General features: G+C 70.2%; 19 protein-coding genes and 2 tRNA genes. 4 read left to right on the top strand and 17 right to left on the bottom strand.

From position 1 onward, the window contains the following. Positions 1-24 precede the first annotated feature (24 nt). Positions 25-1167 (top strand): glutamate 5-kinase, encoded by a 1143-nt coding sequence (proB, locus tag test1122_RS06460; protein ID WP_232268196.1) that lies wholly within the window; start codon positions 25-27, stop codon positions 1165-1167. Positions 1168-1339: 172 nt separating this feature from the next. After that, positions 1340-1747, top strand: a complete 408-nt coding sequence (locus test1122_RS06455) for a hypothetical protein (RefSeq protein ID WP_232271789.1) — start codon at positions 1340-1342, stop codon at positions 1745-1747. A 190-nt stretch (positions 1748-1937) separates the two neighbouring features. Here the strand turns inward: test1122_RS06455 and test1122_RS06450 are convergent, their stop codons facing one another. From test1122_RS06450 to test1122_RS06390, 13 genes are all read right to left on the bottom strand, one after another. After that, positions 1938-4412 carry a ComEC/Rec2 family competence protein gene (locus test1122_RS06450; protein WP_232268195.1) on the bottom strand — a complete coding sequence of 825 codons (2475 nt, stop codon included), beginning with the start codon at positions 4410-4412 and terminating at the stop codon, positions 1938-1940. Then, positions 4409-5512, bottom strand: coding sequence for a ComEA family DNA-binding protein (locus test1122_RS06445; RefSeq protein WP_232268194.1), 1104 nt, complete (start codon positions 5510-5512; stop codon positions 4409-4411). The genes test1122_RS06450 and test1122_RS06445 overlap by 4 nt, the downstream gene beginning before the upstream one ends. A gap of 100 nt (positions 5513-5612) precedes the next feature. Further along, on the bottom strand, positions 5613-6458 hold the full coding sequence (locus tag test1122_RS06440) for a DegV family protein (RefSeq protein ID WP_232268193.1): 846 nt from the start codon (positions 6456-6458) through the stop codon (positions 5613-5615). A 485-nt stretch (positions 6459-6943) separates the two neighbouring features. Continuing rightward, positions 6944-7540 (bottom strand): hypothetical protein, encoded by a 597-nt coding sequence (locus tag test1122_RS06435; protein WP_232268192.1) that lies wholly within the window; start codon positions 7538-7540, stop codon positions 6944-6946. A 111-nt stretch (positions 7541-7651) separates the two neighbouring features. Then, a complete protein-coding gene (gene leuS, locus test1122_RS06430; RefSeq protein WP_232268191.1) occupies positions 7652-10519 on the bottom strand; it encodes a leucine--tRNA ligase in 2868 nt (955 codons plus the stop codon). A 290-nt stretch (positions 10520-10809) separates the two neighbouring features. Then, positions 10810-10882 (bottom strand) — tRNA-Ala (locus test1122_RS06425). A gap of 81 nt (positions 10883-10963) precedes the next feature. Continuing rightward, entirely contained in the window at positions 10964-11197 is a 234-nt protein-coding gene (locus tag test1122_RS06420; protein WP_232268190.1) for a hypothetical protein, read from the bottom strand. A gap of 333 nt (positions 11198-11530) precedes the next feature. Then, a tRNA-Ala gene (locus test1122_RS06415) sits at positions 11531-11603 on the bottom strand. An 86-nt stretch (positions 11604-11689) separates the two neighbouring features. Continuing rightward, positions 11690-12325 (bottom strand): histidine phosphatase family protein, encoded by a 636-nt coding sequence (locus tag test1122_RS06410; protein WP_232271788.1) that lies wholly within the window; start codon positions 12323-12325, stop codon positions 11690-11692. A gap of 2 nt (positions 12326-12327) precedes the next feature. Beyond that, the gene (rsfS, locus tag test1122_RS06405; RefSeq protein ID WP_232268189.1) at positions 12328-12792 is read right to left on the bottom strand and encodes a ribosome silencing factor; all 465 of its coding nucleotides are present in this window, start codon (positions 12790-12792) and stop codon (positions 12328-12330) included. Between the two features lie 64 nt (positions 12793-12856). Continuing rightward, on the bottom strand, positions 12857-14470 hold the full coding sequence (locus tag test1122_RS06400) for an LCP family protein (RefSeq protein WP_232268188.1): 1614 nt from the start codon (positions 14468-14470) through the stop codon (positions 12857-12859). Positions 14471-14483: 13 nt separating this feature from the next. Next, entirely contained in the window at positions 14484-15113 is a 630-nt protein-coding gene (gene nadD, locus test1122_RS06395) for a nicotinate-nucleotide adenylyltransferase (RefSeq protein WP_232268187.1), read from the bottom strand. Between the two features lie 11 nt (positions 15114-15124). Beyond that, positions 15125-15286: a hypothetical protein gene (locus test1122_RS06390; RefSeq protein WP_232268186.1), complete on the bottom strand. Its 162-nt coding sequence runs from the start codon at positions 15284-15286 to the stop codon at positions 15125-15127. A 157-nt stretch (positions 15287-15443) separates the two neighbouring features. Between test1122_RS06390 and test1122_RS06385 the strand changes: the two genes are divergently transcribed. Then, entirely contained in the window at positions 15444-16583 is a 1140-nt protein-coding gene (locus tag test1122_RS06385; RefSeq protein WP_232268185.1) for a M48 family metallopeptidase, read from the top strand. On the opposite strand, the gene test1122_RS06380 is transcribed toward test1122_RS06385, so the two are convergent. From test1122_RS06380 to test1122_RS06365, 4 genes are all read right to left on the bottom strand, one after another. After that, positions 16584-17678 (bottom strand): SCO2583 family membrane protein, encoded by a 1095-nt coding sequence (locus test1122_RS06380; protein WP_232268184.1) that lies wholly within the window; start codon positions 17676-17678, stop codon positions 16584-16586. It lies immediately after the preceding gene. A 70-nt stretch (positions 17679-17748) separates the two neighbouring features. Next, positions 17749-18372, bottom strand: coding sequence for an SCO2584 family spore wall biosynthesis protein (locus tag test1122_RS06375; protein WP_232268183.1), 624 nt, complete (start codon positions 18370-18372; stop codon positions 17749-17751). A gap of 57 nt (positions 18373-18429) precedes the next feature. Continuing rightward, positions 18430-19695 carry a glutamate-5-semialdehyde dehydrogenase gene (locus test1122_RS06370; protein ID WP_232268182.1) on the bottom strand — a complete coding sequence of 422 codons (1266 nt, stop codon included), beginning with the start codon at positions 19693-19695 and terminating at the stop codon, positions 18430-18432. A 71-nt stretch (positions 19696-19766) separates the two neighbouring features. Further along, positions 19767-20012 carry a hypothetical protein gene (locus test1122_RS06365; protein ID WP_232268181.1) on the bottom strand — a complete coding sequence of 82 codons (246 nt, stop codon included), beginning with the start codon at positions 20010-20012 and terminating at the stop codon, positions 19767-19769. A gap of 71 nt (positions 20013-20083) precedes the next feature. Between test1122_RS06365 and holA the strand changes: the two genes are divergently transcribed. After that, positions 20084-21088: a DNA polymerase III subunit delta gene (holA, locus tag test1122_RS06360; RefSeq protein WP_232268180.1), complete on the top strand. Its 1005-nt coding sequence runs from the start codon at positions 20084-20086 to the stop codon at positions 21086-21088. Positions 21089-21097: the final 9 nt, after the last annotated feature.

Here is a 21097-nt window from a genome sequence, read left to right as displayed (position 1 = left end):
AGCACACAGCAGGCAGGGGTACAGGTGACAGCGGCAGGGCAGGGGCGTGGGGGCGGGCTTCGGCGTGAGGTCGAGGGCGCTCGCAGGGTTGTGGTCAAGGTGGGGTCGTCCTCGCTGACCACTGCCGCAGGGGGGCTCGACGCGGATCGGGTGGACGCCCTCGTCGATGTGCTGGCCAAGTACGGGGAGAAGGAGCTCGTTCTGGTCTCCTCCGGCGCCATCGCCGCCGGGCTCGCGCCGCTCGGTCTGGCCAGGCGGCCCCGTGACCTGGCGCGGCAGCAGGCCGCCGCCAGCGTGGGCCAGGGGCTGCTGGTCGCCCGTTACACGGCGTCCTTCGCCCGGCACGGCCGTCGGGTCGGGCAGGTGCTGCTCACCTCCGATGACACCAGCCGCCGGGGCCACTACCGCAACGCCTACCGCACCCTGGACCAGCTGCTGGCCATGGGCGCCGTGCCGATCGTCAACGAGAACGACACCGTCGCCACCGATGAGATTCGCTTCGGCGACAACGACCGGCTGGCCGCTCTCGTCGCCCATCTCGTACGGGCCGATCTGCTCATCCTGCTCTCCGATGTGGACGGCCTGTATGACGGCGACCCCAGCACCCCGGGCACCCGGCTGATCCCCGAGATCCGGGGCCCCAAGGATCTGGCGGGTGTGTCCATCGGCAGCGTGGGCCACGCCGGGCTGGGCACCGGTGGCATGGTCACCAAGGTGGACGCGGCCCGGATCGCCACCGGAGCCGGGGTACCGGTGGTGCTCACCTCGGCCGTACACGCCGCTGACGCCCTCGCCGGACGCCCCACCGGCACCTACTTCCACCGAACCGGGCGCCGCTCCGCCGACCGGCTGCTCTGGCTCGCCCATGCCTCGACCCCGCGGGGCGCGCTCATCCTTGATGACGGCGCCGTCGAGGCCGTGATCGAGCGGCGCACCTCACTGCTGCCCGCCGGGATCGAGCGGGTGGAGGGCGACTTCTCCGCAGGCGACCCGGTCGAGCTGCGTGATACGACTGGCCGGGCCGTCGCCCGTGGGCTGGTCAACTTTGACGCCAAGGAGATCCCCCAGCTCCTCGGCCGCTCCACCCGGGAGCTGGCCCGGGAGCTCGGTCCCGCGTATGAACGCGAGATCGTGCACCGGGACGATCTCGTGCTGCTGCACTCATAAAGCCTTCCTGACGATCGTCAAAGGTGTGCGAGATCGGTAAAAGTGCAGCCTTTCAACGGACACGTTCCGTAAAACGGCCACGCGGCCGCCCTCGGGCTGGTCAACTTTGTTTTGGCACACGACGTCAGCACCACACAGGAGGCCGCCGGTGAGACGACTGGCCAGCGTCGAGGTGGGGTCTCCCCAGCGAAGCGAGGGGAATGTCCAGCGGACCGGGTCGCCGAGCCAGGAGCGCGAGGCGTCCCGGCTCTGGCACATCACTCTCAGCGTCTCCGGCACTGAGGCGCCGCTGGGCGAGGTCCGCCGCGCGCTTGAACAGCTCGCCCACGATCACCCTTTCCTGCTGACCAGCCGCTACGCCAATGACCACGCCGAGATCCGCTACTGGGAAGAGGCCCGCGACCTGCATGACGCGGCCGCGGTCGCGCTGCGGCTGTGGGGCGAGCACCGGGCCTCGGCGAAGCTCCCGCCCTGGGAGATCGTCGGCCTTGAGGTCATCGGCCGGGAGACCTACCACCAGCGCATCGCCGAAGGCTACGGCCCACCGCCTGCCGCTCCCGTAGGCGTCCACCCTTTTTGAACGGGGCCGGGCTCGGTCCGTCGGTAGGTGTTCCCCGATCCCTCCCCTTCCCGAAACTGGGGACTACGCCCCCAGACCCCCACCCCCCACAACAGGGTGGGGGCACTGAGAAGGTGTCCGGTTCTGCGTGCTGCCGACGGGGAGCACACAGGGCAGCCGACGGCGCCGATGGCTGCTTTCTCAGGGGTAGTCAGGAACGTTCTTCCGCGAGGCGGCTGGTGTGGCGTAGCTCGCCGTTCTTACTGGTGATGGCCAGTGCGCCGTCGGTGTCGGTGCGCAGCACGGTGGTGCCGGTGGCGCGTAGGGCGGTGACTGTGGCTGGTGCCGGGTGGCCGTAGGAGTTGTCTGCGCCTGCGGAGATGAGGGCTAGGCGGGGGTTCAGTTGGGCCAGCAGGGGTGGGTGCTGGTAGGCGGAGCCGTGGTGGGGGACTTTGAGGACATCCACCTGGGGGAGTTGTGGGTGCTCGGCCAGGAGGCGTTGCTGGGCTGGGGGTTCGAGGTCGCCCGGCAGGAAGACGGTGAGGCCGGCGGTCCGCAGGAGCAGGGTGACGCTGGAGTCGTTGGAGCCGTATCCGGCTGGCCGCTCCGGAGGCCATAACACCTCCCAGCTGAGCTCTGGGCCGATACGGCGGCGCTCGCCGGGTATGGCGGGGGCAACCGGGATTCCGGCTTCCTCGGCGGTACGGTCCACGAACTCCGCCTGTCCCGGGGTGTCCCGGACGGTGGACGTCTGGATGGCACCGACCGCGCGTCCCTTCAACGCCCCGGGCAGGCCCGCGACATGGTCGGCGTGGAAGTGGGTGAGGATCAGGAGTGGGATGCGGCGGACGTCCAGCTCCCGTAGACAGGCATCCATGGCGGCCGGGTCGGGGCCGGTGTCGATGACCAGGGCCGTACCGGGGTCTGCGGCGAGCACCAGGCCGTCGCCCTGGCCCACATCGCAGGCCACGATCCGCCAGTTGGGCGGTGGCCAGCCGGTGATGGCCCGGTGGAGCGGGGCCGGGCGGAGTACGGCGAGCAGGAGCAGCAGGGCACAGGCCGCTGCGAGCCAGGGGTTGCGTAGTGCTCGGCGGGCGAGCAGTAGCAGGAGCAGAGTGAGGGCGGCCAGCAGTGCCGCACCCAACCAGCCGCCGGGCCAGTCGAGTTGGGCGCCGGGCAGGGCCGCGCCGGTGCGGGCGATGGTGGCGATCCAGCGGGCGGGCCAGCTTGCCAGCCAGGCCAGCGCGGTGGCCAGAGGCATGGCGACCGGTGCGGTGGCCAGAGCACCCCAGCCCAGCAAGGTGGCTGGGGCGAAGGCCAGTTGGGCCAGGAGATTGCAGGGGATGGCCACCAGGCTGACCCGGGCCGCGAAGACGGCGACCACGGGGGCACACACCACCTGGGCGGCGGCCGCGGCCGCCAGCGCCTCGGCGAGCCGGAGCGGCACCCCGCGACGCCGCAGGGCCAGGCTCCAGCGCGGGGCGAGGAGGAGCAGTGCCCCGGTGGCCAGCACGGAGAGCAGGAATCCATACGACCGGGCAAGGGTGGGGTCGTAGAGGATGAGCAGCAGCGCGGCGGCCGCGAGGGCGGGCAGCAGGGAGCGGCGGCGGCCGGTGGCGATGGCGAGCAGGGCGATGCCGCCGCAGACCGAGGCGCGCAGCACGCTGGGCCCCGGGCGGCACAGCACGATGAAGCCGAGAACGAGCCCGCCGCCCAGCACGGCGGTGGTGCGCAGCGGCACCCCGAGCCGGGCGGCGAGACCGCCGCGCTCGGCGCGGGAGGCGGTCCCGGGAGTGCCGATGAGCACGGCGAGCACGATGCCGAGATGGGCACCGCTGACGACGATCATGTGCGTCATATCGGTGGCCTGCACGGCCTCCCGGAGCTCCGGCGGGATGCGGGAGGTATCGCCGACGACCAGGGCGGGGAGCATGGCGCGGGCGTCGCCCGGCAGCCCGTCGGTGGCCTCCCGCAGGGCGGCCCGCAGGTGGCCCGCGAGGCGATGCGGCCCGGTCGGCGGGGCGATCACCTCCGGTGGTCCGGAGCCGGTGACACGCAGCACCGCCGTGAGGTCCCCGCCCTGGTCGTCGAGGGGTGGGGTGAGACGGGCCGACAGCCGGAGCTGGGTGGAGGGCAGTAACGACAGCCAGGCGTGGGGCTCTTGGACCGGGGAGATGACCAGAACGGGGCTGCGGATGGCCGTTTCCCGGCCGTCGGCGGTGGTGACGCGGGTGGCCTCGGCCGCCAGGACGACGGGCCGGGGCGCACCGGCCGCACCGGCCCGGGGCCGGGCCAGCCGTGGGTCCTTGGTGAGCGTCACCTCCACTGTGGCGTGCGTCTGCCGCTCAGCCAGCTTGGGCAGCGGTCCGTCGCGCACCGCCGCGGTGTGCAGGCCCGCGACGGCGCCTCCGGCGGCGGCGCACAGCAGCGCCATGGCGGTAGCTACCCGCACGCTGTCGGTCCGCTTCCGGCGGGCAGCGACGAACAGCCCTGCTGCCGCCAGGCAGCAGACGGCTACGCCGACCGCTACGGCGTGCCCGCTCGTACCGAGCGCGAGCGCCGCCGCGCTCCAGGCCGCCACCGCGGGTGGGACCAGCCGCAGATCGGGAGGGCCTTCCTGACGCGGGTGCGATGCTCCCAGCCGGTTTCCGGCCGCCGCGTGTACGGCCGGGCGCGGTGGTGTCATGGGCTGACGCGGGGCTGGAGATCGGCGAACCGGCGATCGCCAATGCCCCTGACCTCCCGGAGCTGGTCGACCGAGGAGAAGCCGCCGTGCTGGGTGCGGAAGTCGACGATGCTCTGGGCCAGTACGGGGCCGATGCCAGGCAGGGTCTCCAGCTGTTCGGCGGTGGCGGAGTTCAGACTGACCATGCCGTTGCCGTTGCCACCGCTACTGCCGCCGGGGGACGTGCCGTCGGCGCTGGTTTGGGGCTCCTGCCCCACCACGATCTGCTCCCCGTCGGCGAGCACCCGGGCCCGGTTGAGGCCGTCGGTGCCGGTGCCGGGCTGAAGCCCGCCCGCGGCCTTCAGCGCGTCCGCGACCCGGGCGCCGCGCGGCAGCCGGTGCACACCGGGCTTACGCACCTTCCCCGCGACATCCACCATCAGCTGCTGCTGGCTCTGTGGTGGCGGTCCGGGCGACGGCTGCGGAGTCGGTGCTGGTGCCGACGTAGGTGCCGGTGCCGATACGGTCTGGGGCCGTCCGCTCCACAGCTGGTGCGCGGCGAATCCGGCGGCCACCACCAGCACCACGACGAGGGCTGCCAGTGTCCTGGGCGCCACCCCGCAGCGCAGCTGCAGCCACAGCGGCAGCCGCTCCCGCACGGCGAGCCAGATCCGTCCGGGCTGGCGACTGGTCGGCTCGGTAGCGGCGTCTTCGCTGGGCGGCGGGGAGGCTTCTCTGGCTGTTGGGGTTGTTGGGGCTGGTAGGTCCGGTGGACGGTGGGGCTGCGCCTTCTGGGTCTTCTGCGGGGCCGCAGGCGGTGTTCGGCCGACGGCTGGTGACGGGCCGGTACGGCTGTGCCGGATCGCCGCGCGGGCTGCGGCGATGGCCGCTTCCCGGGACAACAGCGCATCGCCCCCGTCAGGCCGCCGCCGCAGCACTCGGCGGCGGCCCGCACCGGGGCCATTGAGCGACGGGCGGCGGGGAATCCGCACGGGTGGCGGCTCCGTGAACAACGCTGTGGCCCGGGCGACGCGCAACTGAGCCCGGTCCGTGGCGGCGGCGCGGCGGGTACGCCGCGCACGGCCGGGGCCGGTGGTATCGGTGCGTGAGCGGGAGTTCATGCCCACCGACGATAGGGAGATTCCGTCCCCTGTGGTGATCTTGGTGAATTCCGGTGGAGAACTCGGGAGTTGTGGACAACTCGGGAAGCCGTACGGGGCCTCAGCGCGGTGATACCACCGCGCCCAGCAGCCCTGGGCCCGTATGGGCACCGATGACCGCACCGACCTCGCTGACATGGAGGTCGGCCAGGCCGGGAACGCGCTCGCGGAGACGGTCCGCGAGGTGGTCCGCGCGGTCGGGGGCGGCGAGGTGGTGGACGGCGATATCGACCGCGGACTCACCCGCGCGGGCGACCGCGAGCTCTTCGAGCCGGGCGATGGCCTTGGTGGCGGTGCGGACCTTCTCCAGCATGCCGATGCGGCCGTCGGCCAGTTCCAGCAGGGGCTTTACGGCCAGTGCCGAGCCGAGCAGCGCCTGGGCCGCGCCGATCCGGCCGCCCCGGCGGAGGTAGTCGAGGGTGTCGACGTAGAAGAAGGCCGAGGTGCCCTCGGCTCGCTTCTCCGCCGCCGCCACCGCTTCGTCCAGCGAGCCGCCCGCCGCGGCCGTCTGCGCCGCGGCCAGGGCGCAGAAGCCGAGCGCCATGGCGACCATGCCGGTGTCCACGACGCGTACCGGCACGGGGGCGTCCTGGGCGGCGAGCACCGCCGCGTCATAGGTGCCGGAGAACTCCGCGGAGAGGTGCAGTGAGACGATTCCGTCCGCGCCCGCCGCGGCGACCTCGCGATACGCCGCCGCGAAGGTTTCCGGGCTGGGCCGGGAGGTGGTGACCGCGCGGTGTTTCCGCAGCGCCTCGGCCAGTGAGCGGGCGGAGATCTCGGTGCCCTCCTCCAGGGCCTCGTTGCCGAGCACCACGGTCAGCGGCACGGAGGTGATGCGGTGCTCACGCAGCGCCGTCGGTGGCAGGTAGGCCGTGGAGTCGGTGACGATCGCGACGTGACGGTGCATGCAGCGGAGGTTACTGGATTACGGGGCGGGGCGATCGCCTGCGGGTGGGTTGTCCTCCCCTGACCCACCCCTTCCCGAAACCGGGGGCTGCCGCCCCCAGACCCCCGCCGCGTGTTGTGGGCACGCGCAGCCCGCGAGGGGCGTGGGTCCACCCTGCTACGCAACCGCCCACGCACACCAGCCACAACGCTCCGGCTAACCCCGGGGCGGAGCTCGCGACGCTTGGTGGGCCACAACACCGGCCACTGGCCCGCACCCGGCCACCCCCGGGGCCCCGGGGCGGAGCCCCGGTTACGGGAAGGGGCGGGATATGGGGAAGCCACCTCGGCATCCCCGCAGCCGGGGGTGGAGCCCGCCGTGCGGCGGAGCCGCGTATCGGTACAGCCGGGAAGGGGCGGGACACGGGACACCCACCCACGGCACCCCCGCAGCCGGTGGCAAGGCCCCGCCGCGCCCCGGAGCCGCGTATCGGTACAGCCGGGGGGTCAGGGCGCCTTGCGGGGGTGGTTCTTGGGGGAGTCGGGGAGCTCGGGCTGGGGCGGTGTCCAGTGCCGTAGCGCACCGGACTCGATCTCGATCTGCTCACGCAGCGCGGCCAGCTCCTCCGCGTCATACCGCTGGGCGCGGTCCTGCGCGGCGTGCCGCAGGGAGTCCGCGGACTGCTTGATGCCCGCGACGCGCTCCTGAACCTCGGGCAGCCGGGCGGCGATCCGGGCCTTGTCGGGCTCCCGGTCCATCAGCGCGCCCAGCTCACGGTCGACCACCCGGGCGTGGTCGTGCAGCCGGTCAAGCAGCCCCATGGCCTCGCTCAGCGAGGGATCGTGGACGGCGGCGGCCGCCAGCTCGCGCCGGGTGCTGTCGATGGACGACCGCAGCTCCAGCCGGGCACGGGCCACCTGGCCGACCGGCCCCGGCTGGGCGGACTTCGCCTTGAGCGCGGTCCCGTCGATGCTCCGGCGCACCTCCAGGCCCGCCCGCTCCACACCGCGCCCCACGGCCCGTACGGCCTTCACCGCGGCGACCACGCCCAAGGTGACGAAGAGCAGGAAGAGCAGGCCCACCAGCACCGCAGCGATCTCCATTCCGAGCGCCTCCGTCCGTCCGGAACCGACTCTCTCAGCCTAGTCGGAAAGGGGCGGTCCGGGCCCTGACGGGACCCGGACCACCCCCTCAGCGATCCCGTAGGGGTCGCCTCACGCCGGTGCTGCCGGGACGACGTTCACCAGCTTCGGCGCCCGGACGATCACCTTACGGATGCCCGCGCCGTCCAGCGCGGCCACGATCGCGGGGTCGGCCAGCGCCTGGGCCTCCAGATCGGCCTCCGAGATCGACGGGGGCACCTCCAGCCGGGCCCTGACCTTGCCCTTGATCTGGACGACACAGGTCACCGTCTCATCGACCAGATACGCCGGGTCGGCCGCCGGGAAGTCCCGGTGCACCACGGAGTCCTGGTGGCCCAGCCTGCGCCACAGCTCCTCGGCGATATGCGGGGCCAGCGGCGCGATCAGCAGGACGAGGCCTTCGGCGACCGTACGCGGCACCACGGACAGCTTCGTGGCGTGGTTGTTCAGCTCAGTGATCTTGGCGATGGCGGTGTTGAAGCGCAGCCCGGCCATGTCCTGGCGGACCCCGTCGATCGCCTTGTGCAGCGCCCGCAGGGAAGCCTCGTCCGGCTCGGTGTCCACGGCGGTGACCTCGCCGGTCGCCTCGTCGACGACATTGCGCCACAGCCGCTGCAGCAGCCGGTACTGGCCGACGACCGCCCGGGTGTCCCAGGGGCGCGATACGTCCAGCGGGCCCATCGCCATCTCGTACAGCCGCAGGGTGTCCGCGCCGTAGTCCACGCAGATCTCATCGGGTGTGACGGCGTTCTTCAGGGACTTGCCCATCTTGCCCAGCTCGCGCTTGACCTTCTCGCCCGCGTAGAAGTACGCGCCGTCCCGCTCCTCGACCTCGGCGGCGGGGACCGGGAACCCACGGCTGTCCCGGTAGACATAGGCCTGGATCATGCCCTGGTTGAACAGCTTGTGGAACGGCTCGGCCGAGGAGACATGGCCCAGGTCGTACAGCACCTTGGACCAGAAGCGGGCGTACAGCAGATGCAGCACCGCGTGCTCGGCGCCGCCGACGTACAGATCGACGCCGCCGTGCGGCATGCCCTCGCGCGGGCCCATCCAGTACCGCTCGATGTCCGGGTCGACCAGCCGCTCGCTGTTGTGCGGGTCCAGATAGCGCAGCTCGTACCAGCAGGAACCGGCCCAGTTGGGCATGGTGTTGGTCTCGCGGCGGTACGGTCGCGGGCCGGCGCCGTCGCCCAGGTCCAGGGTGACGTTGACCCAGTCCTCGTTCCGGGACAGCGGGGTCTCCGGCTCGGTGTCGGCGTCGTCCGGGTCGAAGGTGCGCGGCGAGTAGTCCTCGACCTCGGGCAGCTCCAGCGGCAGCATGGACTCGGGCAGTGGGTGGGCGATGCCGTCCTCGTCGTAGACGATCGGGAAGGGCTCGCCCCAGTAGCGCTGGCGGCTGAACAGCCAGTCGCGCAGCCGGTAGTTGACGGTGCCCTCGCCGATGCCGCGCTCTTCCAGATAGGCGATGATGCGCCGCTTGGCCTCCGGGACGTCCAGCCCATTCAGGTCGACCTCGTCGTTGGCGGAGTTGATCGCCGGTCCCTCGCCGGTGTACGCCTCGCCCTGCCAGCCTTCGGGCGGCTGGACCGTACGGATGATGGGCAGCTCGAAGACCGTAGCGAACTCCCAGTCGCGCTCGTCCTGGCCGGGTACGGCCATGATCGCGCCGGTGCCGTAGCCCATCAGCACATAGTCGGCGATAAAGACCGGAATCTGCTCGCCGCTGACCGGGTTGGTGGCATACGCGCCGGTGAAGACACCGGTCTTGTCCTTGGCCTCGGCCTGCCGCTCGACATCCGACTTGGCCGCCGCCTGTGCGCGGTACTCCTCGACCGCCTTGGCCGGGCCACGGTGGCCACCGGTCCACACCTCACGGGTGTCGGCGGGCCAGGCCTCCGGAACGATGGCGTCCACCAGCGGATGCTCGGGGGCCAGCACCATATAGGTCGCGCCGAACAGGGTGTCCGGGCGGGTGGTGAAGACGGTGATCTTCTCGCCGCTGTCCCCGTCGACGGGGAAGTCCACCCGGGCGCCCTCGGAGCGACCGATCCAGTTGCGCTGTTGCAGCTTGATCGCCTCGGGCCAGTCCAGCTCGTCCAGGTCCTTCAGCAGCCGCTCGGCGTAAGCGGTGATGCGCATGTTCCACTGGCGCAGCTTGGCCTTGAAGACCGGGAAGTTGCCGCGCTCGGAACGGCCCTCGGCGGTGACCTCCTCATTGGCCAGCACGGTACCCAGCCCCGGGCACCAGTTGACCGGGGCGTCGGAGGCGTACGCCAGCCGGTAGTCGCCCAGCAGATCCGCGCGCTCGGCGGCGTTCAGCTCGCTCCACGCCGCGTGGCCGTCCGGGGTGTCCCGCTCGCCTGACTCGAACTGCTTGACCAGCTCGTCGATCGGCCGGGCCTTCTTCGCCTCCTCGTCGTACCAGGAGTTGAAGATCTGCAGGAAGATCCACTGGGTCCACTTGTAGTAGTCCGGGTCGATCGTCGCGAACGACCGGCGCTTGTCGTGGCCCAGGCCCAGCCGCCGCAGCTGGACCTTCATATTGACGATGTTGGCCTCGGTGGAGACCCGCGGATGGGTGCCGGTCTGTACCGCGTACTGCTCGGCGGGCAGCCCGAAGGCGTCGAAACCCAGGGCGTGCAGCACGTTGTGGCCGGTCATCCGCTGGAAGCGGGCGAAGACATCGGTGGCGATATAGCCCAGTGGGTGGCCCACATGCAGCCCCGCACCCGAGGGGTAGGGGAACATGTCCATGATGAACTGCTTGGGCTTGGCGGCCAGCTCCGCGTCGCCGCTCAGCTCACCGCTGGGATTGGGCGCCTCGTAGGTGCCGTGCTTGTCCCAGAAGTCCTGCCAGCGTGCCTCGATGTCGGCGGCCAGGGCCGCCGTATAGCGATGCGGGGCCGCGTTCTCCACGGCGGTCATGGTCTCGCTCATGTCCTCAAAGCTCCATCGGTCGTCTCTGCCTGCGGCAACAAGCCCTGTAAAACAAAAGGGCCCCTCACACAGGAGGGGACGCCGCGCCGATTCCGGCCCCGGCGGGCCGGGGCCGGGGTCGATCAGCGCGGCTCGCTAAGCAGAAGGCGTACAGCACGCATGCGGTCAGAGTACCGCAAGGGCCCGTGGCACCCGCACGGAGCCGGGAGGGCGCGAGGCGAAGCCTCGCGGAAACAGCGAAGGCGACATGCTCCGCGCTCTGCGCGGACACACATCGCCTCTGGCCTTTGTGGAGCTAAGGAGAATCGAACTCCTGACCTCTTGCATGCCATGCAAGCGCTCTACCAACTGAGCTATAGCCCCGGGTCTGGTCCTCCGCAGGGCGTCCCTGCGGCGGCGTCGCCTACTGTACACGGACCCCACCCGGCTTTGCCAAACGGCTGCTCAGGCGGTGACGAAAGAGTAGAACCGCTTGAGGGTGCAGTGCTCATCGAGCAGCCGGCCGTAGATCGGCTCACCCTCCAGCTCGCGGTACGTCTCGATGGGGTCGCCTTTTATGATCAGCGCCCGTGCGCACTCCACGCACCAGTACTGATAGCTGGCGTTGACCGGCTCCATATCGCGGACGATCGGGGTGCCGCTGCCGCACCAGTCGCACTTCCTGCTGTGTGCACCCATCAGTCCGTATCAGCTCCAGCTATGGCCACAGGCCGTGCACACGTAGGAAACCCCTCCGTTGTCCCCCAGCACCTGAGCGACATGCGCCGATCCACAGGCGGGACACCGCAGGCCGGTTGGGAGGGGGTGCCGCTCGGTACCGAGCCGGTTCTCGATCTGCCCGTGGATGCGCGTCCGCACCGCAGCGTTCCTCCCGTTCGCCCCGACCCCCTCTCCGGTGGTCCGATTCTGCCATGTTCCCCCCAGAGACCGGGAGGCCGGAGCGCCGGTGCTCAGGTGCCATACAAAAATCCCGCCCCCACGAGAGGGACGGGATCAGAGTGCGGAGCGGTGTGGAGCTAAGGAGAATTGAACTCCTGACCTCTTGCATGCCATGCAAGCGCTCTACCAACTGAGCTATAGCCCCGCGTTCTCAGCCCTGCCGAGATCTCCTCCGCCGTGCCGCGAACGATGAGAACTCTACCCGGTGACCTGCCCGGATGAGAAATCCGCTCAGTCGTCGTCGCCGAGGACGGGCTCGGGCAGGGTGCCCGCGTTGTGCTCCAGCAACCGCCAGCCACGGACGCTCTCGCCCAGCACGGACCAGCAGCAGTTGGAGAGGCCGCCCAGCGCCTCCCAGGTGCCTGGGTGCAGGCCCAGAAGGCGGCCAATGGTGGTGCGGATGGTGCCGCCGTGGCTCACGACGACGAGGGTGCCGCCGTCGGGCAGCTTCTCCAGGGTGCCCTCCACGACCGGGGCCGCGCGGTCGGCGACCTCCGTCTCCAGCTCACCCCCACCCCGGCGTACGGGCTCACCGCGCTTCCATGCGGCGTACTGCTCCCCGAAGCGCTCGATGATCTCGTCATGCGTCAGGCCCTGCCACTTGCCCGCGTACGTCTCACGCAGCGCCTCATCGTGGGTGACGGTCAGACCGGTGATGGCCGAGAGCTCGGCGGCAGTGGCCCGGGCCCGGGCCAGGTCGGAGGAGATGATCACGTGCGGCTTGAGCCCGGCCAGCAGCCGGGCCGACCGGCGTGCCTGATTGAGACCTTCCGGGGTCAGCGCAATATCCGTGGAGCCCTGAAAACGGCGCTCAAGGTTCCAGGAGGTCTGGCCGTGGCGCCATAGGACGATCTTGCGCCCACGGATCTTCACCGGGGCTCACCGTCCTGCGTGGTCTCGGTGGTCTCAGCGGACTCAGCGGCCTCAGCAGTCCCCGCCCCAGCCCCGGCGGCCTTGCCCTGGGTCGCCTTCGCGTCCGCCGGCAGCTCGAACTGCGGGCAGTCCTTCCACAGCCGCTCCAGCGCGTAGAAGACCCGCTCCTCGCTGTGCTGGACGTGCACGACGATATCGACGTAGTCCAGCAGGACCCAGCGGCCGTCGCGCTCGCCTTCGCGGCGGACCGGCTTGGCGCCCAGCTCCTTCAGCAGCCGCTCCTCGATCCCGTCGACGATCGACTTGACCTGACGGTCATTGGGTGCGGAGGCCAGCAAAAAGGCGTCGGTGATGGCGAGCACATCGCTTACGTCATACGCGACGATGTCGTGCGCGAGCTTGTCGGCAGCCGCCTGGGCGGCGGCGTTGATCAGCTCAGTGGAGCGGTCCGTGGCGGTCACAGGCAGAGCTTTCGGTTAGCGGTCGAATACGCACCCAGGGTCTCACGACCGGCCGACGGCCCGGTCAACCCTTGTAGTCCTTGCCCAGCACCACCGTCACATCGGCGTTGGCCGCGCCTTCGCCCTTCCTGGCCGCCCGTGGGGACAGGCCCAGGGTCTTGGCGACCTCCTGCGCCTTCTTCGCGTCCGCCTCATCCTTATATGTCACGGTGCTGGTGGCTACCGCGGCATCGGCCGCGCCGGTGGAGACCACGGTGTAGCCGCCGTTGGCCAGCGCCGCGCGGGCCGTGTCGGCGGCGCTCCGGGTGCCAGTGGCGTTCTTCACACGGACCCGCAGGGCCGCGTCCGGGTCGGAGTTCTTGACGGTGCCGCCCAGCACCTTCTTGACCAGGCCCTCGGCGGTCTTGTCGCTCAGCGTGCCGTTCGCCTCGACGGGCAGCAGCTCGGTCTCGTAGGCGCCCTTTCCGGCGTACTCCGCGAGCAGCGCGAGAGCCGAGCCCAGCTGTGAGTCGGAGAGGGAGGGATCGGGGATCTGACCGAGATTCTGCACCGTGCTGGTCGCCGCTTCCGCGTCCTTGGGCAGTTTCTTCAAGGTGGCCTGCAGGACCTGCCCGAAGCGGGCGAGCTGCTTGGTCTGCGGCTCACCGGCAGCCCGGTAGGTGGCGTAGGCGACGGCGGTCTGGCCGTTCATTTCGCGGGCGGAGCCCTTGTGCACCAGCGGCTTGTCGCCCTCCTTGGCGCCCGGCACGGTGGTGTCCGCGTCGACCGTGATGCCGCTGACCAGCTGGACCAGATTCTCCAGATAAGGGGTGTCCAGCCGCCAGGTGCCCTTGATGTCGGAACCGAGCAGGGTGTCCAGGGCGTCCCGGGTGGCGCCCGCGCCCTGGGACTTGAAGGACTTGCCCAGCGTGGTGGTGCCCTCATCGCTGGAGAGGGCCAGTGAGTTCGGCAGCAGGACGGTGGTGGCGCGTCCTGCGGTTTCGTTGTTGACGAGCAGCGCGGTGGAGGTGTCGCCACTGCCGAGCTGGCGCAGATGGACGACGATCACATCGCGCTTCTCGGCGCTGTCAGCGGCCACCGCCGGACCGTCGTCACTCGGCATTCCGGGGAGCTTGCCCGCGTACCAGAGGTAGCCGACACCGCCCACCAGCGCGAGGGTCAGAGCCACGATGAGGGCGATGATCCGGTTCCGGCCGCGCCGCTTGGCTTCTTCGCGCCGTTCGGTGCGGCTTTCGCTGAACTTGAGCCAGTCGATGACGTCTTCGGATTCTTCGTCCTTCTCCTCGATGAACGAGAACTGCTCGGTCCGGTAGTCCTCGGGCTCCTGCGTGGCCTGGCGCGGCTCCGGGACGGAGGGCTGCTGGGTTTGCTGGGTTTGCTGCGGCTGTTGCGACTGTTGGGGCCCGTAGTCCTCGTACTGCGGCTGCTGCGGAACCCAGTTCTGCTGAGCCTGCTGTGGCTGCTGGGCGTAGGGCTCGTACCCATACTGGTCGTGGCCGTAATCCTGCCGTATCGGCTGCTGTTGACCGGTTTGCGTCGCATAAGGGTCATACACCGGCTGACCCGCGTATGGGTCGTATGTCTGCTGGGTCGCCTGTAGGTCGTGGTAGATCGGCCGGCCGTACTCGTCGTAGCCGTAGAACTGCTGCTCCCCGTACGGATCCTGTCGGTCGTTCACGACTGCCGCCCCTCTAGCCCCTCTGCGCCTGAACGTCCCGGTACAGCTTGCGCTTGTTGATGTAGCGCACCACACCGTCCGGCACCAGATACCAGACCGGATCCCCGTTGGCCACACGCGTCCGGCAGTCCGAGGAGGAGATCGCCAGCGCGGGCACCTCGACCAGGGACACCCCGCCGTCCGGGAGTCCCGGGTCGGCAAGGTGGTGGCCCGGGCGGGTCACACCGATGAAGTGAGCGAGCGAGAACAGCTCCGCCGCGTCCCGCCAGGTCAGGATCTGCGCGAGCGCGTCAGCGCCGGTGATGAAGAAGAGATCCGCGTCCGGGTGCTCCGCGTGCAGCTCCCGCAGGGTGTCGATGGTGTAGGTCTTGCCGCCGCGGTCGATATCGATACGGCTCACCGAGAACTGCGGGTTGGACGCGGTCGCGATGACCGTCATCAGATAACGGTCCTCGGCCGGGGACACCGTCTTGTGGCTCTTCTGCCACGGCTGCCCGGTCGGCACGAAGATCACCTCATCGAGGTGGAACCGCGCCGCGACCTCGCTCGCGGCGACCAGGTGGCCATGGTGGATCGGGTCGAAGGTCCCGCCCATGACACCGAGCCGCCGCTTGCTGGATCCGGCCACTGTGCGCTCTCCCATGCGTGCCGACCCTAACGGTCCCGGTTGAAGCGAGTAGTGATCCACAGCAGCAGGAGCAGACCCAGCAGACCGCCGCCGCCAATGACGTACGGGTTGAGGCTGTCGTGCTGGCCACCGTGCTCACCGCCTTGGGCAAGCAGAGCGAGAGAGTGCACGGAGCTGGCGATAGTCATCGTTTACGGACCTATCCAGGATGCGATCGGGCAGGAAGTTGAGCACATCGTAAGCGGACCGGGTTCCTGTGGCTCGGCGTGCCCACCCCGTAGGCTGGACGCACAGCCACGAAGGCAGCCATGGGGGACGGGCCGCTAAGACCCGTAAGGGGACCAAATGAGCGACAGCAATGGCAACACCCAGCATCTGCCCGGACGTGACCGGCGGCGTTTCCCGGGGATTTCATCCCGTGCGTACGAGCATCCGGCCGACCGGTCCGCACTGATCGCGCTGCGCAAGCTGACCGGCTTCGACACGGTCTTCAAGACCCTCAGCGGCATGCTGCCGGAGCGCAGTCTGCGGCTGCTCTTCCTCTCCGATTCGGTGCGGGTGAGCGACCAGCAGTTCGCGCATCTGAACGACATGCTGCGGGACGCCTGCCAGATCCTGGATCTGGAGAAGACGCCGCCAATGTACGTCACCCAGGACCCGCAGCCGAACGCCATGTGTATCGGTCTGGACGAGCCGATCATCGTGGTGACGACCGGGCTCGTTGAGCTGCTCGATGACGAGGAAATGCGGGCGATCGTCGGCCATGAGGCCGGGCACGCGCTGTCCGGGCACGCGGTCTACCGCACGATCCTCCTCTTCCTCACCAGCATCGCGGTCAAGGTGGCCTGGATCCCGCTGGGCAATGTAGCGATCATGGCCCTGGTGACCGCGCTGCGCGAGTGGTTCCGTAAGTCCGAGCTGTCGGCGGACCGCGCCGGGCTGCTGGTCGGACAGAACCTTGAAGCGTCGATGCGCGGGCTGATGAAGATCGCTGGCGGTAACCATCTGCATGAGATGAACGTCGACGCGTTCCTGGCGCAGGCCGAGGAGTACGAGGCGGGCGGGGATCTGCGCGACTCCGTGCTGAAGATCCTCAATGTGCTGCCGCGCAGCCACCCGTTCACCGCGGTCCGCGCCGCCGAGCTGAAGAGGTGGGCGGCCAGCCGTGACTTCCAGCGGCTGATGGACGGCCACTATGCCAAACGCGATGAGGACGGGGGGACCTCGGTCAGCGACTCCTTCCGGGAGTCCGCGAACCACTACGCCGACTCCATGAGGTCCAGCAAGGATCCGCTGATGGGTCTGGTCCGCGATCTCGCGGGCGGCGCCGGGGACTTGGGCGGCAAGCTGCGCGACTTCGCGACCGGCGGCGGCCGTAAGGCCAACGGCACCGGTGGCACCGGTGGCACGGAAGGCAGCGGCGGGACCGGTGACAGCGGTGGCAGCGGCGGCACCGGCGGCACCGGTGGCACCGAGGAGAAGTAGCTAGCCCGGCAGGCTCGGCTGGGCGGTCCCCGCCAGCACCCCGCACAGCGAGGTGGTGGTCCGTCCCTGGGCGTACGGGTCCGTACCGGCCGAGCGGTCCGTGCTGGCGTTCTCACCGGCCAGCAGCGGGTACAGCCGTTCATATGTACCGGCCGCGCAGGGCAGCGGTCCGGCCTGCGTCGCGGCCTGCTCCAGCGCGAGCCGCCGGTCGCGCAGATCATCCCGTGTGAACCGCATCCGCACCTCGCGACGGACGGTGAACAGCGACGCCTTCGCCCGGTCGCCGCCCTCAGCGGACCGCAGGGCGTAGACGATGACATGGTCGGCGGTGACCTCCAGGGCGTCCTTGCTCACCTCCGTGGCCGTGAGGGTGCCGCGCACCCGCATCCTGGGGTCGGCGAGGGCCACCTTCTCCGGGTCGAACCGCACCAGCCAACCGGTCGCCGCGTGCCGGCCGTCCGCCACCGGTTTCCGCATACTGCGGTCGAACTGCTCATACTGGTCGGGGTCAAGGAGCTCACGCACCGGGCGTATCGCACCGCCGGTGAGCACCTCCGGGTCGAGGGAGGACTCGACGACATAGGTCTTGGCGGTGGTGAGCGCGGCCATCACCTGGCCGTCCGAGAAGTGCTCGGTGCGCTGGGGGGAGGGCAGCGTCACTCCCTCCGCTCCGCTGCGGAATTCAGCCGCGGGGCTGTGCTGGAAGAGATCATCGGGCTCCGCCCCGGGCACCGTGCCGCGTGGCACGAGCGGGATGACGGTGGAGCGCAGCGGCTGTGCGCGCGGTGGCGCCGGTTCCTGGTACGGATTGCGCATACCGATGAAGATCGCGGTGCCGAAGGCGAGCACGATCAGTACAAACAGCACCAAGCTCTGCTTGAACGATATGGACGGTATTCCTGGGGAGTTCTTCTCCGTCCGCCCGGGCCGGCTGCGCACGGGGTGCTCATGGTCCGCCATGCGCTCATGGGCGGAGAACTCCTGAAGATGGGCAGCCCGCACGAAGGATTCGTCGAAAACGGTTGAACGGTACTCATCTTCGCCCCCCGGAACGCCCTCGGGTGTCCCTTCTGGAGGGTCTCCACGCCCGGCCATAAAGACAGGGTAGGCAGTAGGGGCGCCTCGTAAACGCGCTGTTACGTGACAAGTTCACGGCGGTCGCCGGTCAGCTGGAGTCCGGCTCCGCTGCGGAGGTCGGGGCCTGCGTGTCGGCGGAGATGGAGGGCAGCGCTCCAGGTGGCCCGTTCACCGAGGAGTCCATCTCGCTGACGGGCGGCGGCGTGGGTTCCTCGCGCTGGGTGGACGTGCCGCGGTAGACCGCGGCGAAGGCGATCGCGACCATGCCGACACCCATGACGACGGCGAGCACCCAGGCGACCGGGCGCTGCCAGCGGATACGGCCCCGGCCGCCACGCGGGTCCGGCCGCCCGGCCACGTACTCCGCGTATTCGGTGTACTCGCCGTAGTCGCTGCGGTCGAAGCGGCCCTCGTCGTCCTCGTCCGGGTCCCGGTCGTAGACGTCGTCATCGAAGCCGTCACGTTCGAATTCGCTGTCCGGCCGCGGGCGGTAGCCGTAGCCCTCCTCATACGGCGGTATTGCCTCGGACTCGGCACGGAACTGCGCGGCGGCCAGTATGCGCTCTGCGGCCGTGGGCTCATGGACCTCGGCGGCCCGTACGAATTCCTCGTCGAGCACCACGGAGGCGAACTCATCGTCCGCTGCCCCGTGGTCGCGGCTCTCGGGCTCCTCGCCGTCCGGGAACGGCTGGCCCCCCACGTCGTCCGGCACATGAACCAGCCTAGACCGGTTCGGTCAATCGGGGCAGGGAGAAAAAGAATTCCTTCCTCAGTCGCGCACGTGCCCATCACCGGTGACCACATATTTGGTCGAGGTCAGCTCCGGCAGCCCCATCGGTCCGCGCGCGTGCAGCTTCTGTGTCGAGATGCCGATCTCCGCGCCGAAGCCGAACTGACTGCCGTCGGTGAAACGGGTGGAGGCATTGACCATGACCGCGGTCGAGTCCACCAGGGAGACGAACTGGCGGGCGGCCGCCGTGTCCCGGGTGATGATCGCCTCGGTGTGTCCGGAGGTCCAGCGCCGGATATGGGCGACAGCGGTGTCCAGATCGGGCACCACGGCGGCGGCGATGTCATACGAGAGGTACTCGGTGGCCCAGTCCTCATCGGTCGCGGGCACCACCGCGTCGCTGGCTTTCTGCCATGTCTCATCGCCGTGCACGGTCACCCCGGCCTCGGTCAGCGCCGCCAGCGCGCGGGGCAGGAAGGCGTCCGCGATCCCGGCGTGCACCAGGACGGTCTCGGCGGCGTTGCAGACGCTGGGGCGCTGGGCCTTGGCGTTGACCAGGATGTCCACCGCCATATCGAGATCGGCATGCTCATCGACGTAGACATGGCAGTTGCCGGTGCCGGTCTCGATGACCGGGACGGTGGAGCCCTCGACGACCGTCTTGATGAGCGAGGCGCCGCCGCGCGGGATCAGCACATCCACCAGACCGCGGGCGGTCATCAGCTCGGTGACGCTGTCCCGGCTCTCCCCGGGGACGAGCTGTACAGCGTCGGCGGGCAGCCCCACGGCGGCTACCGCGTCCCGGAGGACGGTGACCAGGGCCGTGTTCGAGGCATACGCGGACGACGAGCCGCGCAGCAGTACGGCGTTGCCGGACTTCAGGCAGAGCGCGGCGGCGTCCACGGTGACGTTGGGGCGGGCCTCATAGATGATGCCGACGACACCGAGCGGGACCCGGACCTGGCGGAGCTCCAGACCGTTGGGGAGGGTCGAGCCGCGTACCACCTCCCCGACCGGGTCGGGCAGGGCCACCACATCGCGGACATCGGCGGCGATGGCCGCGATCCGCTCGGGGTTCAGGGTGAGCCGGTCGATGATCGCCTCGGGGGTGCCGGCGGCGCGGGCCTTGGCGATGTCCTCGCTGTTGGCGGCGACGATCTCGCCCGTACGGGTCACCAGCGCGTCGGCGATCGCGAGCAGCGCCTCGTCCCGGGCGGTGCGGGGCAGCGGGGCGAGTATGGTGGCGGCCTGCTTGGCGCGGCGGGCGGTGTCGAGGACGGGGGTGGGCTGGAGTGCGCGGCTCATATATGCAGCGTAGCCACGTCGCGTGACCGGTCCAGCGAGGGGTCCGCAGTACGAGACGCCGGGGAGCCCCCTTACTCCCGCTCCAGCCAGCCATCGTGTCCGGCGGCCAAGGCATCCAGTCTCGCCGGGTCACAGCAGGCCCCGGGATCCTCGATCACGACCAGCCACTGGGCGTCCTCCGCGTCGTCCTCCCCGGCCAGGGCGTCGCGGACCAACTGCGGCTCCTGCGGGAGCGCAAAGCTCTCGGTCAGTTCCTCGGCTACCTCCTCGGCGGCGTCACGGTCGGGTAGCACCAGCACATGATGTACATCGTTCACCGGGTCATTCTGCCTGTACGAGACTTTCCGAGGCCGTCCGAGGCTTTCCAAGGCTGTCCGAGGGGCGTGGGATGCTGGACGCGATGCCCCCGAAGACCAAGAAGTCCCCGTCCGAGGACCTGCTCGCGCCCCTGACGCTCGCCGTCGGCCAGGAGGATCTGCTCCTTGACCGTGCCGTGCGGCAAGTGATCGATGCCGCCCGCGCCGCCGACGCGGACACCGATGTACGGGACCTCGCGCCCGGCGAGCTTCAGCCCGGCACGCTCGCCGAGCTGACCAGTCCTTCGCTCTTCGCCGAGCGCAAGGTCGTCGTCATACGGCAGGCGCAGGATCTGCCCGCGGATACGGTCAAGGACGTCAAGGCGTATATCGCCGCCCCCGCCGAGGAGATCACCCTGGTGCTGGTGCACGCCGGGGGCGCCAAGGGCAAGGGGCTGCTGGACGCCGCCCGCAAGGCGGGCGCCCGGGAGGTCGCCTGCGCCAAGATGACCAAGCCCGCCGACCGGCTGGCGTTTGTACGGGGTGAGTTCCGTTCGGTGGGCCGCTCGGCCACCCCGGAGGCCTGCCAGGCCCTGGTCGACGCCATAGGCAGCGATCTGCGCGAGCTGGCCTCGGCCTGTGCGCAGCTCACCGCGGATATCGAGGGCACCATCGACGAGGTGGTCGTCGCCCGTTACTACACGGGCCGCGCCGAGGCATCCAGCTTCGCCGTCGCGGACCGGGCCGTTGAGGGCCGGGCCGCTGAGGCGCTGGAGACCCTGCGCTGGGCGCTGGCCACCGGGGTGGCCCCGGTTCTGGTCACCAGCGCCCTGGCCCAGGGCGTGCGGGCCATCGGCAAGCTGGCCTCCGCGCCCGGCGGAATGCGTCCGGGCGATCTCGCCCGGGAGCTGGGTATGCCCCCGTGGAAGATCGACCGGGTCCGGCAGCAGATGCGGGGCTGGTCCGCGGATGGCGTGGCCGTGGCATTGCGTGCCGTGGCGGAGGCCGACGCGGCGATCAAGGGCGGCGGATACGACCCGGCGTATGCCCTGGAGAAGGCGGTGGTCACCATCTCCCGGGCCGCTCGCTCCCGCTGACTCAGACTG

It is taken from the genome of Streptomyces gobiensis (assembly GCF_021216675.1).
GTDB classification, from domain to species: Bacteria; Actinomycetota; Actinomycetes; order Streptomycetales; family Streptomycetaceae; genus Streptomyces; species Streptomyces gobiensis.
Note: the sequence above shows the minus strand (reverse complement) of the source record. Positions and strands in the feature narration are given on the sequence as shown.

What these genes read in the sequence shown, in the direction of transcription:
- test1122_RS06450 (WP_232268195.1), bottom strand. Translation starts at nt 4,412, where the DNA reads ATGACACCACCGCGCCCGGCCGTACACGCGGCGGCCGGAAACCGGCTG.
- test1122_RS06445 (WP_232268194.1), bottom strand. Translation starts at nt 5,512, where the DNA reads ATGAACTCCCGCTCACGCACCGATACCACCGGCCCCGGCCGTGCGCGG.
- test1122_RS06440 (WP_232268193.1), bottom strand. Translation starts at nt 6,458, where the DNA reads ATGCACCGTCACGTCGCGATCGTCACCGACTCCACGGCCTACCTGCCA.
- test1122_RS06435 (WP_232268192.1), bottom strand. Translation starts at nt 7,540, where the DNA reads ATGGAGATCGCTGCGGTGCTGGTGGGCCTGCTCTTCCTGCTCTTCGTC.
- leuS (WP_232268191.1), bottom strand. Translation starts at nt 10,519, where the DNA reads ATGAGCGAGACCATGACCGCCGTGGAGAACGCGGCCCCGCATCGCTAT.
- test1122_RS06420 (WP_232268190.1), bottom strand. Translation starts at nt 11,197, where the DNA reads ATGGGTGCACACAGCAGGAAGTGCGACTGGTGCGGCAGCGGCACCCCG.
- nadD (WP_232268187.1), bottom strand. Translation starts at nt 15,113, where the DNA reads ATGGGAGAGCGCACAGTGGCCGGATCCAGCAAGCGGCGGCTCGGTGTC.
- test1122_RS06390 (WP_232268186.1), bottom strand. Translation starts at nt 15,286, where the DNA reads ATGACTATCGCCAGCTCCGTGCACTCTCTCGCTCTGCTTGCCCAAGGC.
- test1122_RS06385 (WP_232268185.1), top strand. Translation starts at nt 15,444, where the DNA reads ATGAGCGACAGCAATGGCAACACCCAGCATCTGCCCGGACGTGACCGG.
- test1122_RS06380 (WP_232268184.1), bottom strand. Translation starts at nt 17,678, where the DNA reads ATGGCCGGGCGTGGAGACCCTCCAGAAGGGACACCCGAGGGCGTTCCG.
- test1122_RS06370 (WP_232268182.1), bottom strand. Translation starts at nt 19,695, where the DNA reads ATGAGCCGCGCACTCCAGCCCACCCCCGTCCTCGACACCGCCCGCCGC.
- holA (WP_232268180.1), top strand. Translation starts at nt 20,084, where the DNA reads ATGCTGGACGCGATGCCCCCGAAGACCAAGAAGTCCCCGTCCGAGGAC.